This is a genomic window from Streptomyces sp. NPDC001980, assembly GCF_040296885.1.
Taxonomy (GTDB): domain Bacteria; phylum Actinomycetota; class Actinomycetes; order Streptomycetales; family Streptomycetaceae; genus Streptomyces.
This window is the reverse complement of sequence record NZ_JBEOYD010000028.1, coordinates 1-19,209: the sequence shown is the minus strand read 5'-3', so window position 1 is coordinate 19,209 and position 19,209 is coordinate 1. Positions and strand designations below refer to the sequence as shown.

Sequence of the window (19,209 nt, the reverse complement as noted above, 5' to 3'; positions counted from 1 at the left end):
CGTGCGGTCCGTCGCCTACGCCCGGCCGACCGACGTACGCGGCGCGATCACCGCCGTCGCCTGCGACCCCGGCAGCTCCTTCCTGGCAGGGGGCACCACGGAGGTCGACCTGCTGCGCCTGGACGTCGTGTGGCCGAACCGGCTGGTGGACATCAACCGCCTGCCGCTGGACGGCATCGACGAGCTGTCCGGGGGCGGTCTCCGCATCGGGGCGCTGGCCCGGATGAGCGACGTCGCCGAGGATCCGGCGGTCGTGGCCCGCTTCCCGGTGCTGTCCCAGGCCCTGCTGCTGGGGGCGTCGGCCCAGTTGCGGAACATGGCGTCGATGGGCGGCAACCTGATGCAGAAGGTGCGCTGCCCGTACTTCCGCGACTCCGGGTCCGCGTGCAACAAGCGCCTGCCGGGCAGCGGGTGCGCCGCGCTGGAGGGCGTCAACCGGAACCACGCGATCCTGGGCACCAGCGAGCACTGCATCGCCACGCATCCCTCGGACGCGGCGGTCGCGCTGGTCGCGCTGGACGCCGTGGTGCGCACCCAGCGCGCCGACGGCGGTACCCGCGCCGTTCCCGTCGACGACTTCTTCCTGCTGCCGGGGGACACACCGCACCGCGAGCACCCGGTCGAGCACGGCGAGCTGATCACGGCGATCGACGTGCCCGCCACGCCGATGGCGCGGCGCTCGCTCTACCTGAAGGTCCGGGACCGCGCGTCCTACGAATTCGCACTCGCCTCGGTGGCCGTCGCCGTCGACGTCCGCGAGGGCGTGATCGGCGAGGTCCGCCTCGCGCTCGGCGGCGTGGCCACCAAGCCGTGGCGGGCGCGCCGGGCGGAGGCATTCCTGACGGGACGGGCGGCACGGCACGACGTCTTCGCCCGGGCCGCCGCCGAGGAGCTCACCGGCGCCCGGCCCCGCCCCCTCAACGCCTTCAAGGCCGAACTGGCCCGGCGCACCATGGTCCGCGCGCTGGAGACGGCCGTCGCGAGGGACGACGCACCATGACCACCGCACCGGCCCCCGCCGTCGGGCGGCCCGTCGACCGGGTCGACGGACCCGCCAAGGTCACCGGCGCGGCCCGCTACTCGGCCGAGATCACCCTGCCGGGCACCGCGTACGCCGCCCTCGTCGGCGCCCGCACGGCCGGCGGGCGCATCACCCGCATCGACACCGCGGAGGCGGAGCGCGCCCCGGGCGTGCTCACCGTGCTCACCCACCGCAACCTGCCGAAACTGGCGACGGAGGCACGTCTGGGACTCTCGCTCTTCGGCCACGACGCCGCCGGCCAGAGCTTCTTCCCCATGCAGGACGACACCGTGCACTACTACGGCCAGCCGGTGGCCCTGGTGGTCGCGGACTCCCTGGAGCGCGCCCAGTACGCGTCCCGTCTCGTGCACGTCGACTACGAGCGCGGTGCGTCGACCACCACCCTGGACCAGGGCCGCGACGAGGCCTACGAACCGGAGGCGATCTTCGCCGGCCTCCTCCCCGGGCGCAGTGTGCGCGGGGACGTCGGCGCCGGTCTCGCCGCCGCCTCCACCCGGCTCTCCGCGACGTTCCGCCTGGCCGCCAACCACCACAATCCGATCGAGCCGTCGGCCACCACCGCCGTGTGGGACGGCGACCGGCTCACCCTCCACGACACCACCCAGGGCGTCGTGGCCACCCAGACCACAGTCGCCCGGCAGCTGGGCATCCCCCGGTCCCAGGTGCGGGTCCTCACCCGTTTCGTCGGTGGCGGGTTCGGCTGCAAGGCAGCGGCGTGGCCGCACGTCACACTGGCCGCCATGGCCGCGCGACGGGTGGGGCGCCCGGTCAAGCTGGCGCTGACCCGGGAGCAGATGTTCACCTCCTGCGGGCACCGCGAGGAGCAGGAGCAGCACATCGAGATCGGCGCCACCGACGAGGGCCGCCTGACCGCGCTGCGCCATCACAAGCTGTCGCTCACCTCGCCCTTCGACGACTGGGCGGAGCCCTCGCTCGGCATGGCCGGGCGGGTGTACGCCTGCCCGAACTACGAGGGCGTCTACCGGCTCGTCCGCGGCAACACCATGACGCCCACCTTCACCCGCGGCCCCGGCGAGATCTCCGGGATGTTCGCGCTGGAATGCATGATGGACGAGCTCGCCCACGAGCTCGGCCTGGACCCGCTCGAACTGCGGCTGCGCAACCACGCCGAGGTGGATCCGGCCGGCGGCAACCCGTGGTCCAGCGACGGTGCCGTGGAGTGCTACCGGCGTGGAGCGCGGCGCTTCGGCTGGCAGGGGCGCGATCCGCGGCCGCGCGCGCGACGCGACGGGAACTGGCTGATCGGCACCGGCATGGCCACCGCCGCATACCCGGTGACCTTCCCCATGCAACCGCAGCGGGCCCGTGCCCGCCTCTACGCGGACGGCACGGCCGTGGTGCAGGCCGCGACCCAGGAATTCGGCACCGGAGTCGCCACCGTGGCGACCCAGGTCGCCGCCGACGGTCTGGGGGTGCCGCTCGACCGCGTCCGCTTCGAGTACGGCGACACCGACCTGCCCAACATCGCGGCCGCGGTCGGCTCGGCGGGCTCCGGCATGATCAGCGCCGCCGTCCTCACCGCCGTCGCCGCGCTGCGCGACGAGCTGGTCGGCCAGGCCCTCTCGGACCCCGGTTCGCCGCTGCACGGCGCGGACCCGACGGCCGTCGTCGTGCACGGCGGGCGGATGCGGCTGCGCGAGCGGCCCGACGTCGGGGAGACCTACGGCGAGTTCATGCGCCGCCACTTCATGACGGACTTCGACGCGCTCGGCAGCTGGAACCCGCCGCCGCCCGACGTGCCGCACGGGCTCGCCACCTTCGGCGCCCAGTTCGCGGAGGTCGCCGTCGACCCCGACCTCGGGGTCGTCCGGGTGCGGCGCATGACCGGGGCGTTCGCCCCCGGCCGGGTGCTCAACGCCAAGACCGCCCGCAGCCAGGCCATGGGCGGCATGCTGTGGGGTCTCAGCCATGCCCTGCTGGAGGGGACCCTCGTCGACGCCCGCGACGGCCGCTGGGCCAACACCGGTTTCGGCGACTACCTCGTGCCGGTGAACGCGGACGCCCCCGACATCGACATCGAGTTCGTGGACGTCCAGGACACGGTGGTCAACCCGCTGGGAGTCAAGGGGATCGGGGAGATCGGCACGGTCGGCGCCGCCGCCGCCATCGCCAACGCCGTCTTCCACGCTACCGGCCACCGCGTCCGTGAACTGCCCATCAGGATCGAACACCTGCTGTGACCGGCTGTCCGGCCGGCCGTCGCCTCGCCGGCCACGGCACCGCGAGACCCGAGAGGAAGGCCGACCGGTGGGATCTGCGTCCGAGTTCGACTACATCGTCGTGGGAGCCGGAACAGCGGGTTGCGTCCTCGCCGCACGTCTGTCGGAGGAAAGCGGTGCACGGGTGCTGCTGCTGGAGGCAGGCGGCCGCGAGCCGTTGGAAGCCATGGCGGTACCGCCCGCCTGGCCCACGTTGCTGGGGACGGCGGCGGACTGGGCCGACACCACGGTGCCGCAGACCACGGCCGGTCTCGCGGTGCCGTGGCCGCGCGGCCGCGGGCTGGGCGGCTCGTCGTCGATCAACGCCATGAACTTCCTGCGCGGCCACCGCTCCGGTTACGACGCCTGGGCCGCGGCCGGCGCGACCGGCTGGGGCTACGACGACCTGCTGCCGTACTTCAAGCGCAGCGAGAACCTGACGGGCGTCCCGGGGCGCGACCCCGCCGTACGGGGCATGGACGGTCCCCTGCGGGTGGCACCCGCGGCCGAACGCCACCCACTGGCCGAGGCGGGCCTGGCCGCGGCGGTGCAGGCCGGGCACACCGAGGTACGGGACATCGCCTGCGGCCTGGCGGAAGGGTTCGGGTGGGGTGATCTGAACATCGTCGACGGCCGACGGCAGGACGCCGCGGCGGCCTACCTGCGGCCGGTGCTGGACCGGCCGAACCTCCACGTCGTGACCGGCGCCCTCGTGCACCGGGTGCTCCTGGACGGCGACCGCTGCACCGGCGTGGAGTACGTCGCCGACGGCGGGACGGTCGTCGCGCACTGCGCCGGGGAGGTCGTGCTGAGCGCCGGAGCGGTGGGCAGCCCACAGGTGCTGATGCTGTCCGGGATCGGCCCGCGGGACCACCTCGCGCGGGTCGGCATCGACCCGGTGGTGGACCTTCCCGGTGTCGGCGCCGGCCTCTGGGACCACCCGTTGTCCGGGATCGTCTACCGGGCGGCGCGTCCGGTCCCGCCGGCGGTGAACAACCACGGCGAGGTCCAGGGGCTCATCCGCAGCGGGCCGCAGGTCGCCGGACCCGACCTGCACATCCAGTTCGTGGATGTCCCCCTGCGCGAGGACAGCCTGCCCGGTCCCGGCATGGGACAGGGGTACACCCTCATGGTCGGCCTGATGATGCCGTTCAGCCGTGGCACGGTGCGCCTGGCCACCGGCACACCCGGTGCGCCCCCGCTGCTCGATCCCCGGTACTACAGCGACCGCCGTGATCTCGACGCCATGGTCAGCGGTCTGCGCACGGCCCGCGAGATCGGGGACGCCCCGGCCCTGGCCGACTGGCGGGGCGAGGAGGCACTGCCGGGCCCCGCCGTCCGGGACGACGAGCAACTGGCGGCCTACCTGCGAAGGAACCTGCGCAGCTACAGCCACTACGCCGGAACGTGCCGGACCGGCACCGACGAGGCGGCCGTCGTCGACCCGGCGCTGCGCGTGCGCGGCGTGGGCGGCCTGCGCGTGGCCGACGCCTCGGTCATGCCCGCGAGCATCTCCGCCAACACCAACGCCACCGTGTACGCGGTCGCCGAGCGGGCGGCGGACCTCCTGCGCTCCCGTACGTAGGACCCTGCACACACTCCGAGCCGGGACGACGGCACCGGTCCGGCCGCACGCGTGCGCACTGTGCCCGAGGACGACGGTCGCCCTGGTGTGTCCTGTCCCGTGCTGTTTCCGGGACGTGCGGCTCTATGACGTACGGCGCAGTGCGCGGACTCCGCGCAACCCGATGACCCCGATGACCGTCCCCAATACGAAGGACACGACGGCCAGCGTCAGGTGGATCCAGAAGTACGCCGTGGGATGCCCGTTGTCGAAGGCGAGACCGCTGCCGTCCTTGACGAGGTTTTTGACGAAAGTGATCCAGATGAACCAGCTCCACACCCCGAACGCGAGCAGGAACCAGGAGACCGGACGGCTGAGCTTCATGGACTCAGTATCTCCGTCCGCTGTCCGGTTCCGATTCCGGGGTGGAGTCGGTGACGGGACTTCGCCCTCCGTGGCAGGTACGTTCTCGTCCGTGCCCGCTCCGAAGCCGAAGGCCAGCCGCGCGCTGCTGGTCGCCTCCGCCGCCCTGCTGTCGCTGTCGTCCACCGTGCCGGCCGCGTTCGCCGCGCCGACCCCGTCGACGACTCCGTCGGCCACTCCCCCGGCGAACATGTCGACGGTGGGCGGTACCCGGCTGGGGCAGCCCGGTACCCAGGTGAACCTGGCTGCCGGGGTGCCGGTGCTGCCGAAGGACATCACGGGGCGGTCCTGGATCGTCTCCGACGCCGAGTCGGGCGAGGTGCTCGCCGCGCACAACGCGCACTGGCGGCTGCCCCCGGCGAGCACCCTGAAGATGCTGTTCGCGGACACCGTGCTGCCCCGGTTCCCGAAGTCGACCCCGCACACGGTGGTGCCGGCCGACCTCGCGGGCATCGGCGCCGGTTCCAGCATGGTCGGGATAAAGGAGGGCCAGACCTACACGGTCCACGACCTCTGGCTCGGGGTGTTCCTGCGCTCCGGGAACGACGCCGTGCACGTGCTGTCCGCGATGAACGGCGGGGTCGACCGGACGGTCGAGGACATGCAGGACCACGCGGACGAGCTGCAGGCGCTGGACACCCACGTGGTGACGCCGGACGGGTACGACCAGCCGGGGCAGGTGTCGTCGGCGTACGACCTGTCGCTGTTCGCGCGTTCCGGGCTGCAGAAGAAGGACTTCCGGGAGTACTGCTCGACCGTACGGGCCAGTTTCCCCGGCGACACGGCGAAGAACGCGAAGGGCAAGTCGGTCCGTGGGTCCTTCGAGATCCAGAACACCAACCGGCTGCTGAGCGGCGACACCGACGTCCCGGTGTACCAGGGCATCGCGGGGGTGAAGAACGGCAACACCACCAACGCGGGCGCCACCTTCACCGGGGTCGCCGAGCGGAACGGCCGGGTGCTGCTGGTCACCGTGATGAACCCGGAGAACAAGGAGCACAACGAGGTCTACAAGGAGACCGCCCAGCTGTTCGACTGGGGTTTCCAGGCGGCCGGCAAGGTGACTCCGGTGGGTGAGCTGGTGCCGCCCAAGGGGGCCGTGGGCTCCAGTGCCTCGCCGCGGGCCACCGCCGTCGGCAAGGACGACGGCGCGAGCTCGAAGCCGGTGGCCGCGGCCTCCGCCGACGGCTCCGGCGGGGTCGGGGTGGCGCTGGGGATCGCGGGCGGGGCGGTGGTGCTGCTGGTGGGCGCAGCGTTCCTGGTCAACCGCCGTTGGCCGCTGCCGGATCTGGTGCGCCGGCGGACTCGCCCCTGAACTCGGCGGTGGTCTCCTCCGCCGTCCAGGCGGCGCAGTACAGGACGATCCTGGCCGTGAAGTTGATCCACAGCAGCAGGGCCACCGGGACGCCGAACGCGCCGTACATGCTCTTTCCCGCGACGCCCTGGATGTAGCCGCTGAGCAGCAGCTTGAGGAGTTCGAAGCCGACCGCGCCGATCAGGGCCGCGACCAGCAGGCGGCGGCGCGGCGGTTCGACGCCGGGCAGCAGGGTGAGGACGTAGAGCAGGAGCAGGAAGTCGGCGGTGACGGCGACGACGAAGGCGGCGGTACGGAGCAGGAGGCTCCCCCAGCTGTGTTCGGCGATGCCGAGCTGCCGGGCCGTCCAGCCGACCGCCGCCGAGGCGATGGTGGAGACGGCGAGCGTGACGAGGACGGCGCCGCCGAAGCCGATCAGGATGACGCCGTCCTTGGCCTTGGCGAGGATCGGGTTCTGGTCCTTGTCGGGCAGCTGCCACACCGCGCGCAGGCAGTCCCGCATCTGGCCGACCCAGTTGATGCCGGTGAAAAGCAGGACGGCACCGGCGATGAGACCGACCGTGCCGGCGTTCTGGACCAGGGAGTGGATGTCCAGCTGGTCGGAGATGCCGGGCACCTGGTCGGCGATCTTCTTCTGCAGGTCCTGCTGCTGCGACTCGCTCAGCGTGGCGGCCCCGATCGCGGCGCCCACGGTCAGCAGCGGGAAGAGCGAGATGAAGCTGATGAAGGTCATGGCGGCGGCCAGCCGGGACCACTTCACCCGGTCGAGCCGCTCGTACGACCGCCACACGTGCGTCGTCATGAGCCAGCCCACGAGGGGGCCGACGACGGGGAGTCTTCTCAGCCAGTCCATGATCCGACTCTGCCCCCTCCGCGGAACACCAATGTGCGGGTACCCCAGAAGCGCAGAATCGTGGCCAGCGCCATGCCGACGACCGCGCCGGAGACGGTGTCGGCGCGCTGCGAGGTGAGGCCGAGTCCGTAGTGGCTGACGGCGAGACAGAGCAGCTGGACGAGGGCGCCGGCGAGGTTCACGGCGACGAAGACGGCGTAGGGGCGCGCACCGGTTGCGCGGGCGTGACGGTAGGTGCCGCAGGCGTTGCCGAGGTAGGCGACCGTGCAGCCCGCCACGAACGACAGGGACTTGGCGGTGAGCGGGTCGAGGGCGGCCGGGCCGCGCAGCAGGCTGAAGAGACCGAGGTCCGCGGCGTAGGCGAGCAGGCCGGCGGTCGCGAAGCCGATCAGCTCGCGCGCGGGCGCGGTCACCAGTGGGCCACCGCGAGGCCGTACATGGCCAGCCAGGCCAGGCCGATCAGGGCGAGGGCGCGGTCGCGCAGGACGACGTCCTCGGGTTCGCCGGCGGTGCCGCGGTCGGCGAAGACGGCGTACCGGAGGATCGCCAGGATGAAGGCGACCATGGACAGCTGGCGCCAGGGCAGCAGGCCGGCGGCGGGCCCGTCGTGGCCCTCCAGCGCCCACAGGCAGTAGGCGAGGACGGCGACGCCGGCGGCCAGCTGCCAGACGAAGCGGAGGTAGCCGGTGGTGTACTCGGTGAGCAGCGCGCGCGTGGCGCCGGCCTTCTCGGCCATCTGCACGGCCTCGGAGTAGCGCTTGGCCGACACCATGAAGAGCGCGCCGAATCCGGTGGTGATCAGGAACCAGCGGGACAGCGGGATGCCGAGGGCGACCCCGCCGATCATCGCCCGCATCAGGAAGCCGGTGGTGACGACGACGAGGTCGACGACCAGGACGTGCTTCAGGACGACGCAGTACGCCAGTTGCATGCCCAGGTAGGCGGTCAGCAGGACGGGGACGAGCGGCGGGGTCAGCCGGGCCGCGAGCAGGGGTGCGAGGACGGCCAGGAGGCCGCCGACGGCGTAGGCGACGGGGACCGGGACCTGGCCTGCGGCCACCGGGCGGCGGCACTTGACGGGGTGGGCACGGTCGGCCTCGGCGTCCCGGGCGTCGTTGATCAGGTAGACGGCGGCGGCGCAGGCCGTGAAGAGGGCGAAGGTCAGGGCGAGGCGGCCGAGCGCGGGCACCGAGAAGAGCCGGCCTGCGGCGGCCGGGGCGGCGACGACGAGGGTGTTCTTGACCCACTGCTTGGGGCGGGTGGTCCGCAGCAGGCCCATGAGGAGGCCGCCGGGGGTGACACGCGCGGGTGCCGGTGCGTGGCCCCGGGAGGGGTGGGCGCGCTGTTCGCGCAGAGTCGTTTCGGCGACCCCCTTCGCGGCGGCGTGCGCGGTCTCGGTCACGCCGTGCCCCCGCTCATCCAGCGCGCCCCGGCGCGGGCCGTGAGCGCCCCGAGGGCCGCGCCCGCCGCCACGTCCGTCGGGAAGTGCACGCCGACGACCAGCCGGGACAGGCACATCGCGGCCGCGAGGGGCGCGACGGCGGGCACCCCGAGCGCCCCGAAGGCGACGGCGGCCGCCGCCGCGGAGGTGGCGTGCGAGCTGGGGAAGGAGTGGCCGCCCGCGGTGCGCATCCGGGGCCGGACATGCGCGGGACGCGCCCGCCGCACGACCCGTTTGACGCCCATGCTGCCGAGGTGCGCGACCGCGACGAGCGCCGTGCCACGCACCCAGGCGCCGCGCCGCGCGCCGTCCACGGCGGCCCCGGCGAGGCCCGCAGCGAGCCAGAGCGCGCCGTGCTCACCGGCGAGGGAGAGACCACGCGCGGCCGACGCGACGCGTGGATCGGCACCGCAGGCGTGCAGCGCGGAGAGGATCCGGTGGTCCATGTCGTCCATTGGACTCACTGTTCACCTTCACCCCGCCAAAGCTACGACCATATTGAGCGACATTCGGATAATCACCCGTTTCGAGGAGTCGGGTGATCTTCCGTAACCAATCCTCCATAGCTCGCATAACACCCATACGGCAGCGATACGGTCGTCCTCATGCCTGGATCGCCTGAAGGGCCCGCAGGCCCCGCCGCACCGGAGACCACCGTCCCCGTGACCGGCTGGGGCCGCACCGCCCCCACCGCCGCCCGCCTGATCCGCCCCCGGACCTATCAGGAGGCGGCGGACGCGATCCGGAACTGCGGGGCGCGCGGCGGTATCGCGCGGGGCCTCGGGCGGGCCTACGGCGACGCGGCGCAGAACGCCGGCGGCGCCGTGCTCGACATGACGGGCCTGGACCGCGTCCACGCCATCGACGCCGACGGCGGCACCGTGCTGTGCGACGCCGGGGTCTCGTTGCACCGCCTGATGGAGGTGCTGCTGCCGCTCGGCTGGTTCGTCCCGGTGACCCCCGGGACCCGCCAGGTGACGGTGGGCGGCGCGATCGGCGCCGACATCCACGGCAAGAACCACCATGTCTCGGGATCGTTCTCCCGTCACGTGCTGTCCTTCGAACTCCTCACCGCGGACGGCCAGGTCCGCACGGTGAGCCGCGGCACGCCGCTGTTCGACGCGACGGCCGGCGGCATGGGTCTGACCGGAGTGATCCTCACGGCGACCGTCCGCCTCCTCCCCGTCGAGACGTCGTACATGTCCGTCGACACCGAACGCGCCGCCGACCTCGACGACCTGATGGCCCGCCTGACCGGGACCGACCACCGCTACCGCTACTCGGTCGCCTGGATCGACCTGCTCGCGCGCGGGGCGGCGACCGGGCGCGCGGTGCTCACCCGCGGCGACCACGCGCCCAGGGAGGCACTCGCCGGGAACACCCGCGCCGGGCGCGCCCCGCTGGCCTTCCGCCCCCGCGAGCTGCCACCCGCCCCCGCCTACGTCCCCGACGGCCTCCTGGGCCGCACCACCGTCGGCCTCTTCAACGAACTCTGGTACCGCAAGGCCCCCCGCGCCCGGGTCGGCCAACTCCAGCCCATCTCCGCGTTCTTCCACCCCCTGGACGGCGTCCCGCACTGGAACCGCGTCTACGGCCGGGCCGGCTTCGTCCAGTACCAGTTCGTCGTCGGACACGGCCAGGAGGCCGCCCTGCGCCGGATCGTCGCCCGCATCTCCGAGCGCCGCTGCCCGTCCTTCCTGGCCGTCCTCAAGCGCTTCGGCGAGGCCGACCCCGGTTGGCTCTCCTTCCCGGTGCCCGGCTGGACCCTCGCCCTCGACCTCCCCGCCGGGCTGCCCGGCCTCGGCACGTTCCTCGACGAACTGGACGAGGAGGTCGCGGGCGCCGGCGGCCGCGTCTATCTCGCCAAGGACGCCCGGCTCCGTCCCGACCTGCTCGCCGCGATGTACCCGCGGCTCGCCGACTTCCGCGCCCTGCGCGCGGAGCTGGACCCACGCGGGGTCTTCGTGTCCGACCTGTCCCGCCGTCTCGGTCTCTAGTCCTCCTCTAGCCCCAGGAGTTGCAGTGAAGGACGCCTTCGGAATGCCCCAGTCCCTGCTCGTCCTCGGCGGTACGTCGGAGATCGCGCTGGCCACCGCGCGCCGGCTGATCGCCCGCCGCACCCGCACGGTCTGGCTGGCGGGCCGCCCCTCCCCCGCCCTCGAACAGGCCGCCGGACAGCTGCGCGCCCTCGGCCCCGACGTCCACACCGTCCCCTTCGACGCGCTCGACCCCGAGTCCCACGAGACGGCCCTCGGCAAGGTCTTCGCCAACGGCGACGTCGACCTGGTCCTGCTCGCCTTCGGCATCCTCGGCGACCAGGCGACCGACGAACGCGAACCGGTGAACGCCGTACGCGTCGCCCAGACCAACTACACGGGCGCCGTCTCGGCGGGCCTGGTCGCCGCACGGGCCCTGCAGTCCCAGGGCCACGGCTCCCTGGTCGTCCTCTCCTCGGTCGCCGGTGAACGCGCCCGCCGCTCCAACTTCATCTACGGCTCCAGCAAGGCGGGCCTGGACGCCTTCGCCCAGGGCCTCGGCGACGCGCTGCACGGGACGGGCGTGCACGTGATGGTCGTACGGCCGGGGTTCGTCCGGACGAAGATGACGAGGGGCCTGGAGGAAGCACCGCTCGCCACGACCCCGGAGGCGGTGGCCACGGCGATCGAGATCGGCCTGCGCAGGCGCTCGGAGGTGGTGTGGGTGCCGGGGGCTCTGAGGGTGGTGATGTCGGCGCTGCGGCACGCGCCGCGTTCAGTCTTCCGGAGGTTGCCGATTTAATGCCGGCCACTGGGACGCGCCCCTTCAGGGGCGCTGGGGGTACCCCCGGCCGAAGGCTGGGGGAGGAACTGCGCGACCAGCCCCCACCGGCCCGCAGGCTACCGACTTGCGATGGTCCCCCGCTCCACATGCCCCACCTGAGGAGGCACGACAGAGCCCCCGAAGGCGTACTCATGCAGCTTCCGCCACACCCCGTCCGCCCCCTGCTCGTACAACGCGAACCCCGTACAAGGCCACTCGGCCTCGTAGTCCGCAAGTTCGGCGAACGCCCGGTCCATGGCGGCCTCGTCGATCCCGTGGGCGACGGTCACATGCGGGTGGTACGGGAACTGCAGTTCCCTGGCGAGCGGCCCCGACTCGTCCCGCACCCGTGCCTGGAGCCAGGCACAGTCCTCAGCCCCCTGGACGACCCTGACATAGACCACCGGCGACAGCGGCCGGAACGTACCCGTACCGCAGAGCCGCATCGGGAAGGGCCGCCCCGCCGCGGCGACCTCGCTGAGGTGTGCCTTAACCGCGGCCAGCTCCCCCTCGGCGATCTCCGCCGGAGGCAACAGCGTGACGTGGGTGGGGATGCCGTGGGCCGCGGCGTCGCCGAAGCCCGCGCGCCGCTCCTGGAGCAGGCTGCCGTGAGGCTCCGGGACCGCGATCGACACGCCGATCGTTACGGTCCCCACGTCATCTCCCGTCGGTCGTGGTGGGCGGACGCATGTCGGGTTCGTACCCGGGCGTCCGGCTATCGACTGTACGGCCACGGCCGCCTCCCGGGCAGCCGTGGCCGAAGTGATGTGCAGCGCTTCGTCTCGCTCAGTGCTTGGCGGGCAGGAAACCGACCCTGTCGTAGGCCTGGGCCAGGGTCTCGGCGGCGACCGCGCGGGCCTTCTCCGCGCCCTTGGCGAGGATCGAGTCGAGGGTCTCCGAGTCGTCCAGGTACTGCTGGGTGCGCTCCCGGAACGGGGTGACGAAGTCGACCATGATGTCGGCGAGGTCCGTCTTGAGCGCGCCGTACATCTTGCCCTCGTACTCCTGCTCAAGATCGGCGATCGACTTGCCGGTGAGGGTGGAGTAGATGGTGAGCAGGTTGGAGACGCCCGGCTTGTGCTCGGCGTCGTAGCGGATCACGGTGTCCGTGTCGGTGACCGCGCTCTTGACCTTCTTCGCGGTCGCCTTCGGGTCGTCGAGGAGGTTGATGAGGCCCTTCGGCGTGGACGCCGACTTGCTCATCTTGATCGACGGGTCCTGGAGGTCGTAGATCTTCGCCGTCTCCTTGAGGATGTACGGCTTCGGGATGGTGAAGGTCTCGCCGAACCGGCCGTTGAAGCGCTCGGCGAGGTCGCGGGTGAGCTCGACGTGCTGGCGCTGGTCCTCGCCGACGGGGACCTCGTGGGCCTGGTAGAGCAGGATGTCGGCGACCTGGAGGATGGGGTAGGTGAACAGGCCGACGCTCGCGCGGTCCGTGCCCTGCTTGGCCGCCTTGTCCTTGAACTGGGTCATCCGGCTGGCCTCGCCGAAGCCGGTGAGGCAGTTCATGACCCAGGCGAGCTGGGCGTGCTCGGGGACGTGGCTCTGCACGAAGAGGGTGCAGCGGTCCGGGTCCAGGCCGGCCGCGAGCAGCTGGGCGGTGGCGAGCCGGGTGTTGGCGCGCAGGTCGGCGGGGTCCTGCGGGACCGTGATCGCGTGCAGGTCGACGACCATGTAGAAGGCGTCGTGGGTCTCCTGGAGGGCTACCCACTGGCGGACGGCGCCGAGGTAGTTGCCCAGGTGGAACGAGCCGGCGGTGGGCTGGATGCCGGAGAGCACGCGAGGTCGATCTGAGGCCATGTTCACCATTCTCTCAGAGAGCTCGGGTGGATTCGGTGCGTGGGGAACTGCGGACCGTGGGGGCTGGTCGCGCAGTTCCTCCCCCAGCCTTCGGCCGGGGGTACCCCCAGCGCCCCTTTCAGGGGCGCTGCCCCTGACCGGTGTCGATCAGCCGAGGTCGATCTCCGGGTACAGCGGGAAGCCCGCGACCAGGTCCGTCGCGCGCTGGGCGATCTCCGTCGACACCTTCTCGTCCAGGACGTGGGAGGCCTTGCTCGGCGCGCCCGACTTCGTCGTGCCCGGCTCGGTCGCCGTCAGGACGCGGTCGATCAGGCCCGCGACCTCGTCCATCTCGGCCGTACCGAGGCCACGGGTGGTGAGCGCCGGGGTGCCGATGCGGATGCCGGAGGTGTACCAGGCACCGTTCGGGTCGGCGGGGATCGCGTTGCGGTTGGTGACGATGCCGGAGTCGAGGAGGGCCGACTCGGCCTGGCGGCCGGTGAGGCCGTACGACGTCTCGACGTCGATCAGGTTGAGGTGGTTGTCGGTGCCGCCGGTGACCAGGGTGGCGCCCCGGCGCATCAGGCCCTTGGCCAGCGCGCGCGAGTTGTCGACGATGCGCTGGGCGTAGTCCTGGAAGGAGGGCTGCCGGGCCTCGGCGAGGGCGACGGCCTTGGCGGCCATGACGTGCGGGAGCGGGCCGCCGAGGACCATCGGGCAGCCTCGGTCGACCTGGTCCTTGAGGGAGTCGTCGCACAGGACCATGCCGCCGCGCGGGCCGCGCAGCGACTTGTGGGTGGTCGTGGTCACGATCTGGGCGTGCGGGACCGGGTCGAAGTCGCCGGTCAGGACCTTGCCGGCGACCAGGCCGGCGAAGTGGGCCATGTCGACCATGAGGGTCGCGCCGACCTCGTCGGCGATCTCCCGCATGATCCGGAAGTTCACCAGCCGGGGGTACGCGGAGTAGCCGGCGACGATGATCAGCGGCTTGAAGTCGCGGGCCTGGGCGCGCAGCGCGTCGTAGTCGATCAGGCCGGTGGCCGGGTCGGTGCCGTAGGAGCGCTGGTCGAACATCTTGCCGGAGATGTTCGGGCGGAAGCCGTGGGTGAGGTGGCCGCCGGCGTCCAGGGACATGCCGAGCATCCGCTGGTTGCCGAAGGCCTGGCGCAGCTCGGCCCAGTCGGCCTCGGAGAGGTCGTTGACCTGGCGGGCGCCGGTCTTCTGGAGGAAGGGGACCTCGACGCGGTCGGCGAGGACGGCCCAGAAGGCGACCAGGTTGGCGTCGATGCCGGAGTGCGGCTGGACGTAGGCGTGCCGCGCGCCGAACAGCTCGCGGGCGTGCTCGGCGGCGAGCGCCTCGACCGTGTCGACGTTGCGGCAGCCGGCGTAGAAGCGGCGGCCGACAGTGCCCTCGGCGTACTTGTCGCTGAACCAGTTGCCCATCGCGAGCAGGGTGGCCGGGGAGGCGTAGTTCTCGGAGGCGATCAGCTTGAGCATCTCGCGCTGGTCGGCGAGCTCCTGGCCGATGGCGTCGGCGACCCGCGGCTCGATCCCGCGGATCACATCGAGGGCTGCGCGGTACGCGGTGGACTCGGTGGACAGGGGCGCGGACTTGTCGGACATTCGGGACCTCCGGACATGGCGTTCGGCATTCACGGTTCGGCCCAGGCGCACGGCACTCGGTCACGACGCGGGCCGCTCCCCGATGGTCGGTCCCATCCCAGCGCGCCAGTCACGGCCCGCGGATCACATTACCGGGCACGCCGGGCCCGAGGGCCGTGGCGTCCACCAGTCGGGCAGGGGCAGAGGGTAGGAAAGGGGGCAATCCCGCCGCGTTCCCTGGAGTCGCCGTGACCACTACGGAAGCCCTCGTCGCCGCCGCCGACGCGCACAGCGCGCACAACTACGACCCGCTGCCGGTGGTGATCGCGACGGCCGACGGGGCCTGGATGACGGACGTCGAGGGGCGCCGGTACCTGGACTTCCTGGCCGGATACTCGGCGCTGAACTTCGGGCACGGCCATCCGCGCCTGGTCGCGGCGGCGAAGGCCCAACTGGAGCGGGTGACGCTGACGTCGAGGGCGTTCCACCACGACCGGTTCGCCGCGTTCTGCACCCAGCTGGCCGAGCTGTGCGGGATGGAGATGGTGCTGCCGATGAACACGGGCGTGGAGGCCGTGGAGACGGCGGTGAAGACCGCCCGGAAGTGGGGTTACCGGGTCAAGGGCGTGCCGGCCGAGATGGCGAAGGTCGTGGTGGCGGGCGGGAACTTCCACGGCCGTACGACGACCGTGATCAGCTTCTCCACGGATCCGGAGGCACGGGCGGACTACGGGCCGTACACCCCGGGGTTCGAGATCGTGCCGTACGGCGACCTGACCGCGATGCGGGGCGCGGTGACCGAGAACACGGTCGCGGTGCTGCTGGAGCCGATCCAGGGCGAGTCGGGGGTCGTCGTGCCGCCGGAGGGCTATCTGGCCGGGGTGCGGGAGCTGACCCGGGAACGGGGAGTGCTGTTCGTCGCGGACGAGATCCAGTCGGGGCTGGGGCGGACCGGGCGCACGTTCGCGTGCGAGCACGAGGGGGTCGTACCGGATGTGTACGTCCTCGGGAAGGCGCTGGGCGGCGGGGTGCTGCCGGTGTCGGCGGTGGTGGCGAACGCCGAGGTGCTCGGGGTGTTCCGGCCCGGGGAGCACGGGTCGACCTTCGGGGGCAATCCGCTGGCCTGCGCGGTGGCTCTTGAGGTGATCGCGATGCTGCGGACCGGGGAGTTCCAGGAGCGGGCCGCCGAGCTGGGGGAACTGCTGCACCGGCGCCTGGCGGAGATGACCGGGAGCGGACGGGTGACGGCCGTACGGGGGCGGGGGCTGTGGGCGGGGGTGGACGTGGATCCGGGGGTGGGGTCGGGGCGGGCGGTGGCGGAGCGGCTGATGGAGCGGGGGGTGCTGGTGAAGGAGACGCACGGGGTGACGGTGCGGGTGGCTCCGCCCCTGGTGGTGGCGGAGGAGGATCTGGAGTGGGGGGTGGAGCAGTTGTGGGGGGTGCTGAGCGCGTAGGGGGGCGGACCGGTGCGTAGTCGGCTGCGGGCCGGTGGGGGTTGGTCGCGCAGTTCCTCCCCCAGCCTTCGGCCGGGGGTACCCCCAGCGCCCCTAGGCCGGCAGGATCACATGCGGCAAGAAGCGGGCGTAGTCGTCCGTCACCAAGCCCTGTGACTCGCGGATGCCCAGGCCCGCCGCCTCCTCGCCCACCACCCAGGCGCCCAGCACCACGTGGTTGCCGTCGAAGTCGGGCAGTGGGGCCAGCTCCTGGTAGCAGCAGGGCTCTTCGCGTGCGACGGGTTCGGCGCCCGGGGCGTGGACGAGGACACCCGCGCCCTCCCGGCCCAGCAGCGGCTTGCTGACGTATCCGCGGCCGGTCGCGAGCTCTCTCGGTCCGTCGACGTAGGCCGGGAGGAGGTTCGGGTGGCCGGGGTACAGCTCCCAGAGGATCGCCAGCAGGGCCTTGTTGCTGAGCAGCATCTTCCAGGCCGGCTCCACCCACATGGTCGTGCCGGTGCCGCCGCCGTTGTCCAGGGTGTCGAGGACGTGACCGGCGAAGGCGTCGGTGGTGAGCCACTCCCACGGGTAGAGCTTGAAGCAGGCCCGGATGAACCGGAGCCGGTTGTCGACGAAGCGGCCGGTGAGGGTGTCCCAGCCGATCTCCTCCATGGAGATCCAGTCGGTGGCGAGGCCCGCCTGTTCCGCCGTCTCCTTGAGGTAGGCGACCGTCATGAGGTCCTCGCCGAGTTCGTCGGCACTGGAGTGGGCGAAGTGCAGCGGGGCGCCGGGCGGGAGGAGGGGGGCCTGTTTCCGCCAGGCGGCGACCAGGCGTTCGTGGAGGCTGTTCCACTGGTCGGCGCCCGGGAAGCGGTCCTCCATCCAGAACCACTGCGCCGACGCGGCCTCCACCAGGGAGGTGGGGGTGTCGGCGTTGTACTCCAGGAGCTTCGCCGGGCCCGTGCCGTCGTAGCGGAGGTCGAAGCGGCCGTAGAGGGAGGGGAGTTCGGCGCGGCGGTGCCAGGACTCGGTGACGGCCGCCACGACGCGCGGGTCGGTGATCCCGAGGTCGGCGAAACGGTTCTCCGTGACGATGCGGTCCGCCGCCGCCAGGCACATCACGTGCAGCTCCTCGACGGCCTCCTCCAGCGTCTCCACCTCGTCGAGGGTGAAGGCGTAGTAGGCGCTCTCGTCCCAGTACGGGCGCAGGGTGCCGTCGGGGTGGCGGGTGAGGGGGTAGATCAACCCCTGTTCCTCGACGGTCCGCTGCCAGTCGGGGCGGGGTTCGGCCGTACGGCGTTCCACGGCGCGGTCAGCCGCCGGAGCTGCCGTGGCCGCTGCCGAAGCCGCCCCGCTTGACGCTGTGGCCACTGCCGGAGGAGCCGCCCGAACCGCTGCGCGGCTTGGTGAAGGAACCGCCGCTGACCCAGCCGCCCTTCTTCTTGCCGCCGTAGTAGTAGCCCGCGTCGACGGCGGACTTGGTGGAGGAGCAGTTCTTGTCGGAGACGACCTGGTAGCCCTTGGCCGCGGTGTAGCTGTCACGGTCGACGCAGCGCTTGTCGGGGTCGGAGGAGCAGGCGGTCAGGGCGGCGGCCAGCAGGCCCATGCCACCGAGGACGACCGTGCCCGAGCGCAGTTGCCGGCGCGTGTCTGCCATGTTCGTGCCCCCCCGTGCGATGCGATGTCCGGCGACAGCCTAGACCAGCGGTTTCGAGCCACCGCGGCCACCACCGACAGGGAGGGGATTGTCATGTACAGGTAAGAAAATCATGTGAAGTCGCCGGGCCCCTGTCGGCGCACCGCGCCCCGCCGGTACCGTCCAGCTGTCCGTAGGTGAACGATCAACTTCGGACTCTACGCGCGCAGAACACGTTCGGCCCCACAGAACCGCATTTCTCTCTACGCGCGCAGAACGACGCGCAGAACGACTCGTGACGCACCACCCGCACCGCCATCCCTCTCGCACCCCCCACCGATGGAGGAATGACAGATGCCCGGCTTCGCCATCCCGCGCCGCAAACTCACCACGGCCCTGGCCGTGCTCGGCCTGCTCACCGCCGCTGCCGCCGTCCAGGCCACCGGTGCCGCGACCCCCGCCCACGCGGCCACCACCTACCGCGTCCTGTTCGACGACGGCCACGCCGAGGAGGCCGGCAACGCGGACTGGATCATCTCCACCAGCAAGCCCGATCCGCTCTCCCAGGACTCCTCCCCGTCCTCCGACAAGGACTGGACCGGCGCGCTGTCCTCGTGGGGCATCGCCCTGCAGAAGACCGGTGACTACAGCCTGAAGACCGCGACGAGCGCCCTCACGTACGGGGGTTCGTCGACGACCGACCTGTCGAAGTTCGACGCGCTGGTGCTGCCCGAGCCCAACACCAAGTTCACCACCGCCGAGAAGACGGCGATCATGAACTTCGTGAAGGCCGGTGGCGGGCTGTTCATGATCTCCGACCACACCGGCGCCGACCGCAACAGCGACGGCTACGACGCGGTCGAGATCCTCAACGACCTGATGACCAACAACAGCGTGGACTCCACCGACCCGTTCGGGTTCTCCATCGACTCCCTCGACATCGGTTCCGGCTACCCGAAGGCCATCAGCGACAGCAGCAACGCCGTCCTGAACGGCGACTTCGGCACGGTCACCAAGAGCCTGATCGCCGACGGCACGACGGCGACGCTCAAGCCCTCCGACAACTCCGCCGTCAAGGGCCTGGTGTACCGCAGCGGTTACTC

General features: G+C 72.0%; 17 protein-coding genes, 1 pseudogene and 1 riboswitch. Of the genes and pseudogenes, 8 read left to right on the top strand and 10 right to left on the bottom strand.

The window, feature by feature from the left end; genetic code table 11:
* Position 1 precedes the first annotated feature (1 nt).
* From ABT137_RS34010 to ABT137_RS34000, 3 genes are all read left to right on the top strand, one after another.
* Positions 2-1,000: an FAD binding domain-containing protein gene (locus ABT137_RS34010; protein WP_351714970.1), complete on the top strand. Its 999-nt coding sequence runs from the start codon at positions 2-4 to the stop codon at positions 998-1,000.
* Positions 997-3,243, top strand: coding sequence for a xanthine dehydrogenase family protein molybdopterin-binding subunit (locus ABT137_RS34005; RefSeq protein WP_351714969.1), 2,247 nt, complete (start codon positions 997-999; stop codon positions 3,241-3,243). The genes ABT137_RS34010 and ABT137_RS34005 overlap by 4 nt, the downstream gene beginning before the upstream one ends.
* A gap of 67 nt (positions 3,244-3,310) precedes the next feature.
* Entirely contained in the window at positions 3,311-4,846 is a 1,536-nt protein-coding gene (locus ABT137_RS34000) for a GMC family oxidoreductase (RefSeq protein ID WP_351714967.1), read from the top strand.
* 123 nt (positions 4,847-4,969) lie between these two features.
* On the opposite strand, the gene ABT137_RS33995 is transcribed toward ABT137_RS34000, so the two are convergent.
* Complete coding sequence (locus ABT137_RS33995) at positions 4,970-5,209, bottom strand: SCO4848 family membrane protein (RefSeq protein WP_093508084.1); 240 nt, start codon at positions 5,207-5,209, stop codon at positions 4,970-4,972.
* A gap of 91 nt (positions 5,210-5,300) precedes the next feature.
* Between ABT137_RS33995 and ABT137_RS33990 the strand changes: the two genes are divergently transcribed.
* On the top strand, positions 5,301-6,563 hold the full coding sequence (locus ABT137_RS33990; protein WP_351714966.1) for a D-alanyl-D-alanine carboxypeptidase family protein: 1,263 nt from the start codon (positions 5,301-5,303) through the stop codon (positions 6,561-6,563).
* Here the strand turns inward: ABT137_RS33990 and ABT137_RS33985 are convergent.
* The 4 genes from ABT137_RS33985 to ABT137_RS33970 are packed head-to-tail and all read right to left on the bottom strand — an operon-like array spanning position 6,511 to position 9,312.
* On the bottom strand, positions 6,511-7,416 hold the full coding sequence (locus ABT137_RS33985) for a YihY/virulence factor BrkB family protein (RefSeq protein ID WP_351714964.1): 906 nt from the start codon (positions 7,414-7,416) through the stop codon (positions 6,511-6,513). The two genes, ABT137_RS33990 and ABT137_RS33985, sit on opposite strands and share 53 nt — an antisense overlap.
* Positions 7,404-7,829 (bottom strand): GtrA family protein, encoded by a 426-nt coding sequence (locus ABT137_RS33980; RefSeq protein WP_351714963.1) that lies wholly within the window; start codon positions 7,827-7,829, stop codon positions 7,404-7,406. Before ABT137_RS33980 ends, ABT137_RS33985 begins: the two co-directional genes overlap by 13 nt.
* Positions 7,826-8,818 carry a decaprenyl-phosphate phosphoribosyltransferase gene (locus tag ABT137_RS33975; protein ID WP_502984615.1) on the bottom strand — a complete coding sequence of 331 codons (993 nt, stop codon included), beginning with the start codon at positions 8,816-8,818 and terminating at the stop codon, positions 7,826-7,828. Before ABT137_RS33975 ends, ABT137_RS33980 begins: the two co-directional genes overlap by 4 nt.
* A complete protein-coding gene (locus ABT137_RS33970; RefSeq protein WP_351714962.1) occupies positions 8,815-9,312 on the bottom strand; it encodes a phosphatase PAP2 family protein in 498 nt (165 codons plus the stop codon). Before ABT137_RS33970 ends, ABT137_RS33975 begins: the two co-directional genes overlap by 4 nt.
* A gap of 150 nt (positions 9,313-9,462) precedes the next feature.
* On the opposite strand from ABT137_RS33970, the gene dprE1 reads away from it, so the two are divergent.
* Together dprE1 and dprE2 are read left to right on the top strand one after the other, a co-directional pair.
* On the top strand, positions 9,463-10,854 hold the full coding sequence (gene dprE1, locus ABT137_RS33965; protein ID WP_351714961.1) for a decaprenylphosphoryl-beta-D-ribose oxidase: 1,392 nt from the start codon (positions 9,463-9,465) through the stop codon (positions 10,852-10,854).
* A 25-nt stretch (positions 10,855-10,879) separates the two neighbouring features.
* Positions 10,880-11,635: a decaprenylphospho-beta-D-erythro-pentofuranosid-2-ulose 2-reductase gene (gene dprE2, locus ABT137_RS33960; protein ID WP_351714960.1), complete on the top strand. Its 756-nt coding sequence runs from the start codon at positions 10,880-10,882 to the stop codon at positions 11,633-11,635.
* 98 nt (positions 11,636-11,733) lie between these two features.
* Here the strand turns inward: dprE2 and ABT137_RS33955 are convergent, their stop codons facing one another.
* From ABT137_RS33955 to ABT137_RS33945, 3 genes are all read right to left on the bottom strand, one after another.
* Entirely contained in the window at positions 11,734-12,312 is a 579-nt protein-coding gene (locus ABT137_RS33955; RefSeq protein WP_351714959.1) for a 2'-5' RNA ligase family protein, read from the bottom strand.
* Between the two features lie 130 nt (positions 12,313-12,442).
* Positions 12,443-13,456, bottom strand: a complete 1,014-nt coding sequence (trpS, locus tag ABT137_RS33950) for a tryptophan--tRNA ligase (protein ID WP_351714958.1) — start codon at positions 13,454-13,456, stop codon at positions 12,443-12,445.
* Positions 13,457-13,603: 147 nt separating this feature from the next.
* On the bottom strand, positions 13,604-15,058 hold the full coding sequence (locus ABT137_RS33945; protein ID WP_351714957.1) for a glycine hydroxymethyltransferase: 1,455 nt from the start codon (positions 15,056-15,058) through the stop codon (positions 13,604-13,606).
* 32 nt (positions 15,059-15,090) lie between these two features.
* Positions 15,091-15,181, bottom strand: a riboswitch (ZMP/ZTP riboswitch).
* Between the two features lie 104 nt (positions 15,182-15,285).
* Between ABT137_RS33945 and rocD the strand changes: the two genes are divergently transcribed.
* Complete coding sequence (rocD, locus tag ABT137_RS33940) at positions 15,286-16,491, top strand: ornithine--oxo-acid transaminase (RefSeq protein WP_351714956.1); 1,206 nt, start codon at positions 15,286-15,288, stop codon at positions 16,489-16,491.
* Between the two features lie 93 nt (positions 16,492-16,584).
* On the opposite strand, the gene ABT137_RS33935 is transcribed toward rocD, so the two are convergent.
* Both ABT137_RS33935 and ABT137_RS33930 read right to left on the bottom strand, forming a co-directional pair.
* Entirely contained in the window at positions 16,585-17,775 is a 1,191-nt protein-coding gene (locus ABT137_RS33935; RefSeq protein ID WP_351714955.1) for a glutathionylspermidine synthase family protein, read from the bottom strand.
* A gap of 7 nt (positions 17,776-17,782) precedes the next feature.
* Positions 17,783-18,127, bottom strand: coding sequence for a hypothetical protein (locus tag ABT137_RS33930; RefSeq protein WP_351714954.1), 345 nt, complete (start codon positions 18,125-18,127; stop codon positions 17,783-17,785).
* Between the two features lie 333 nt (positions 18,128-18,460).
* On the opposite strand from ABT137_RS33930, the pseudogene ABT137_RS33925 reads away from it, so the two are divergent.
* A pseudogene (locus ABT137_RS33925) lies at positions 18,461-19,209 on the top strand (hydrolase); the annotation flags it as partial.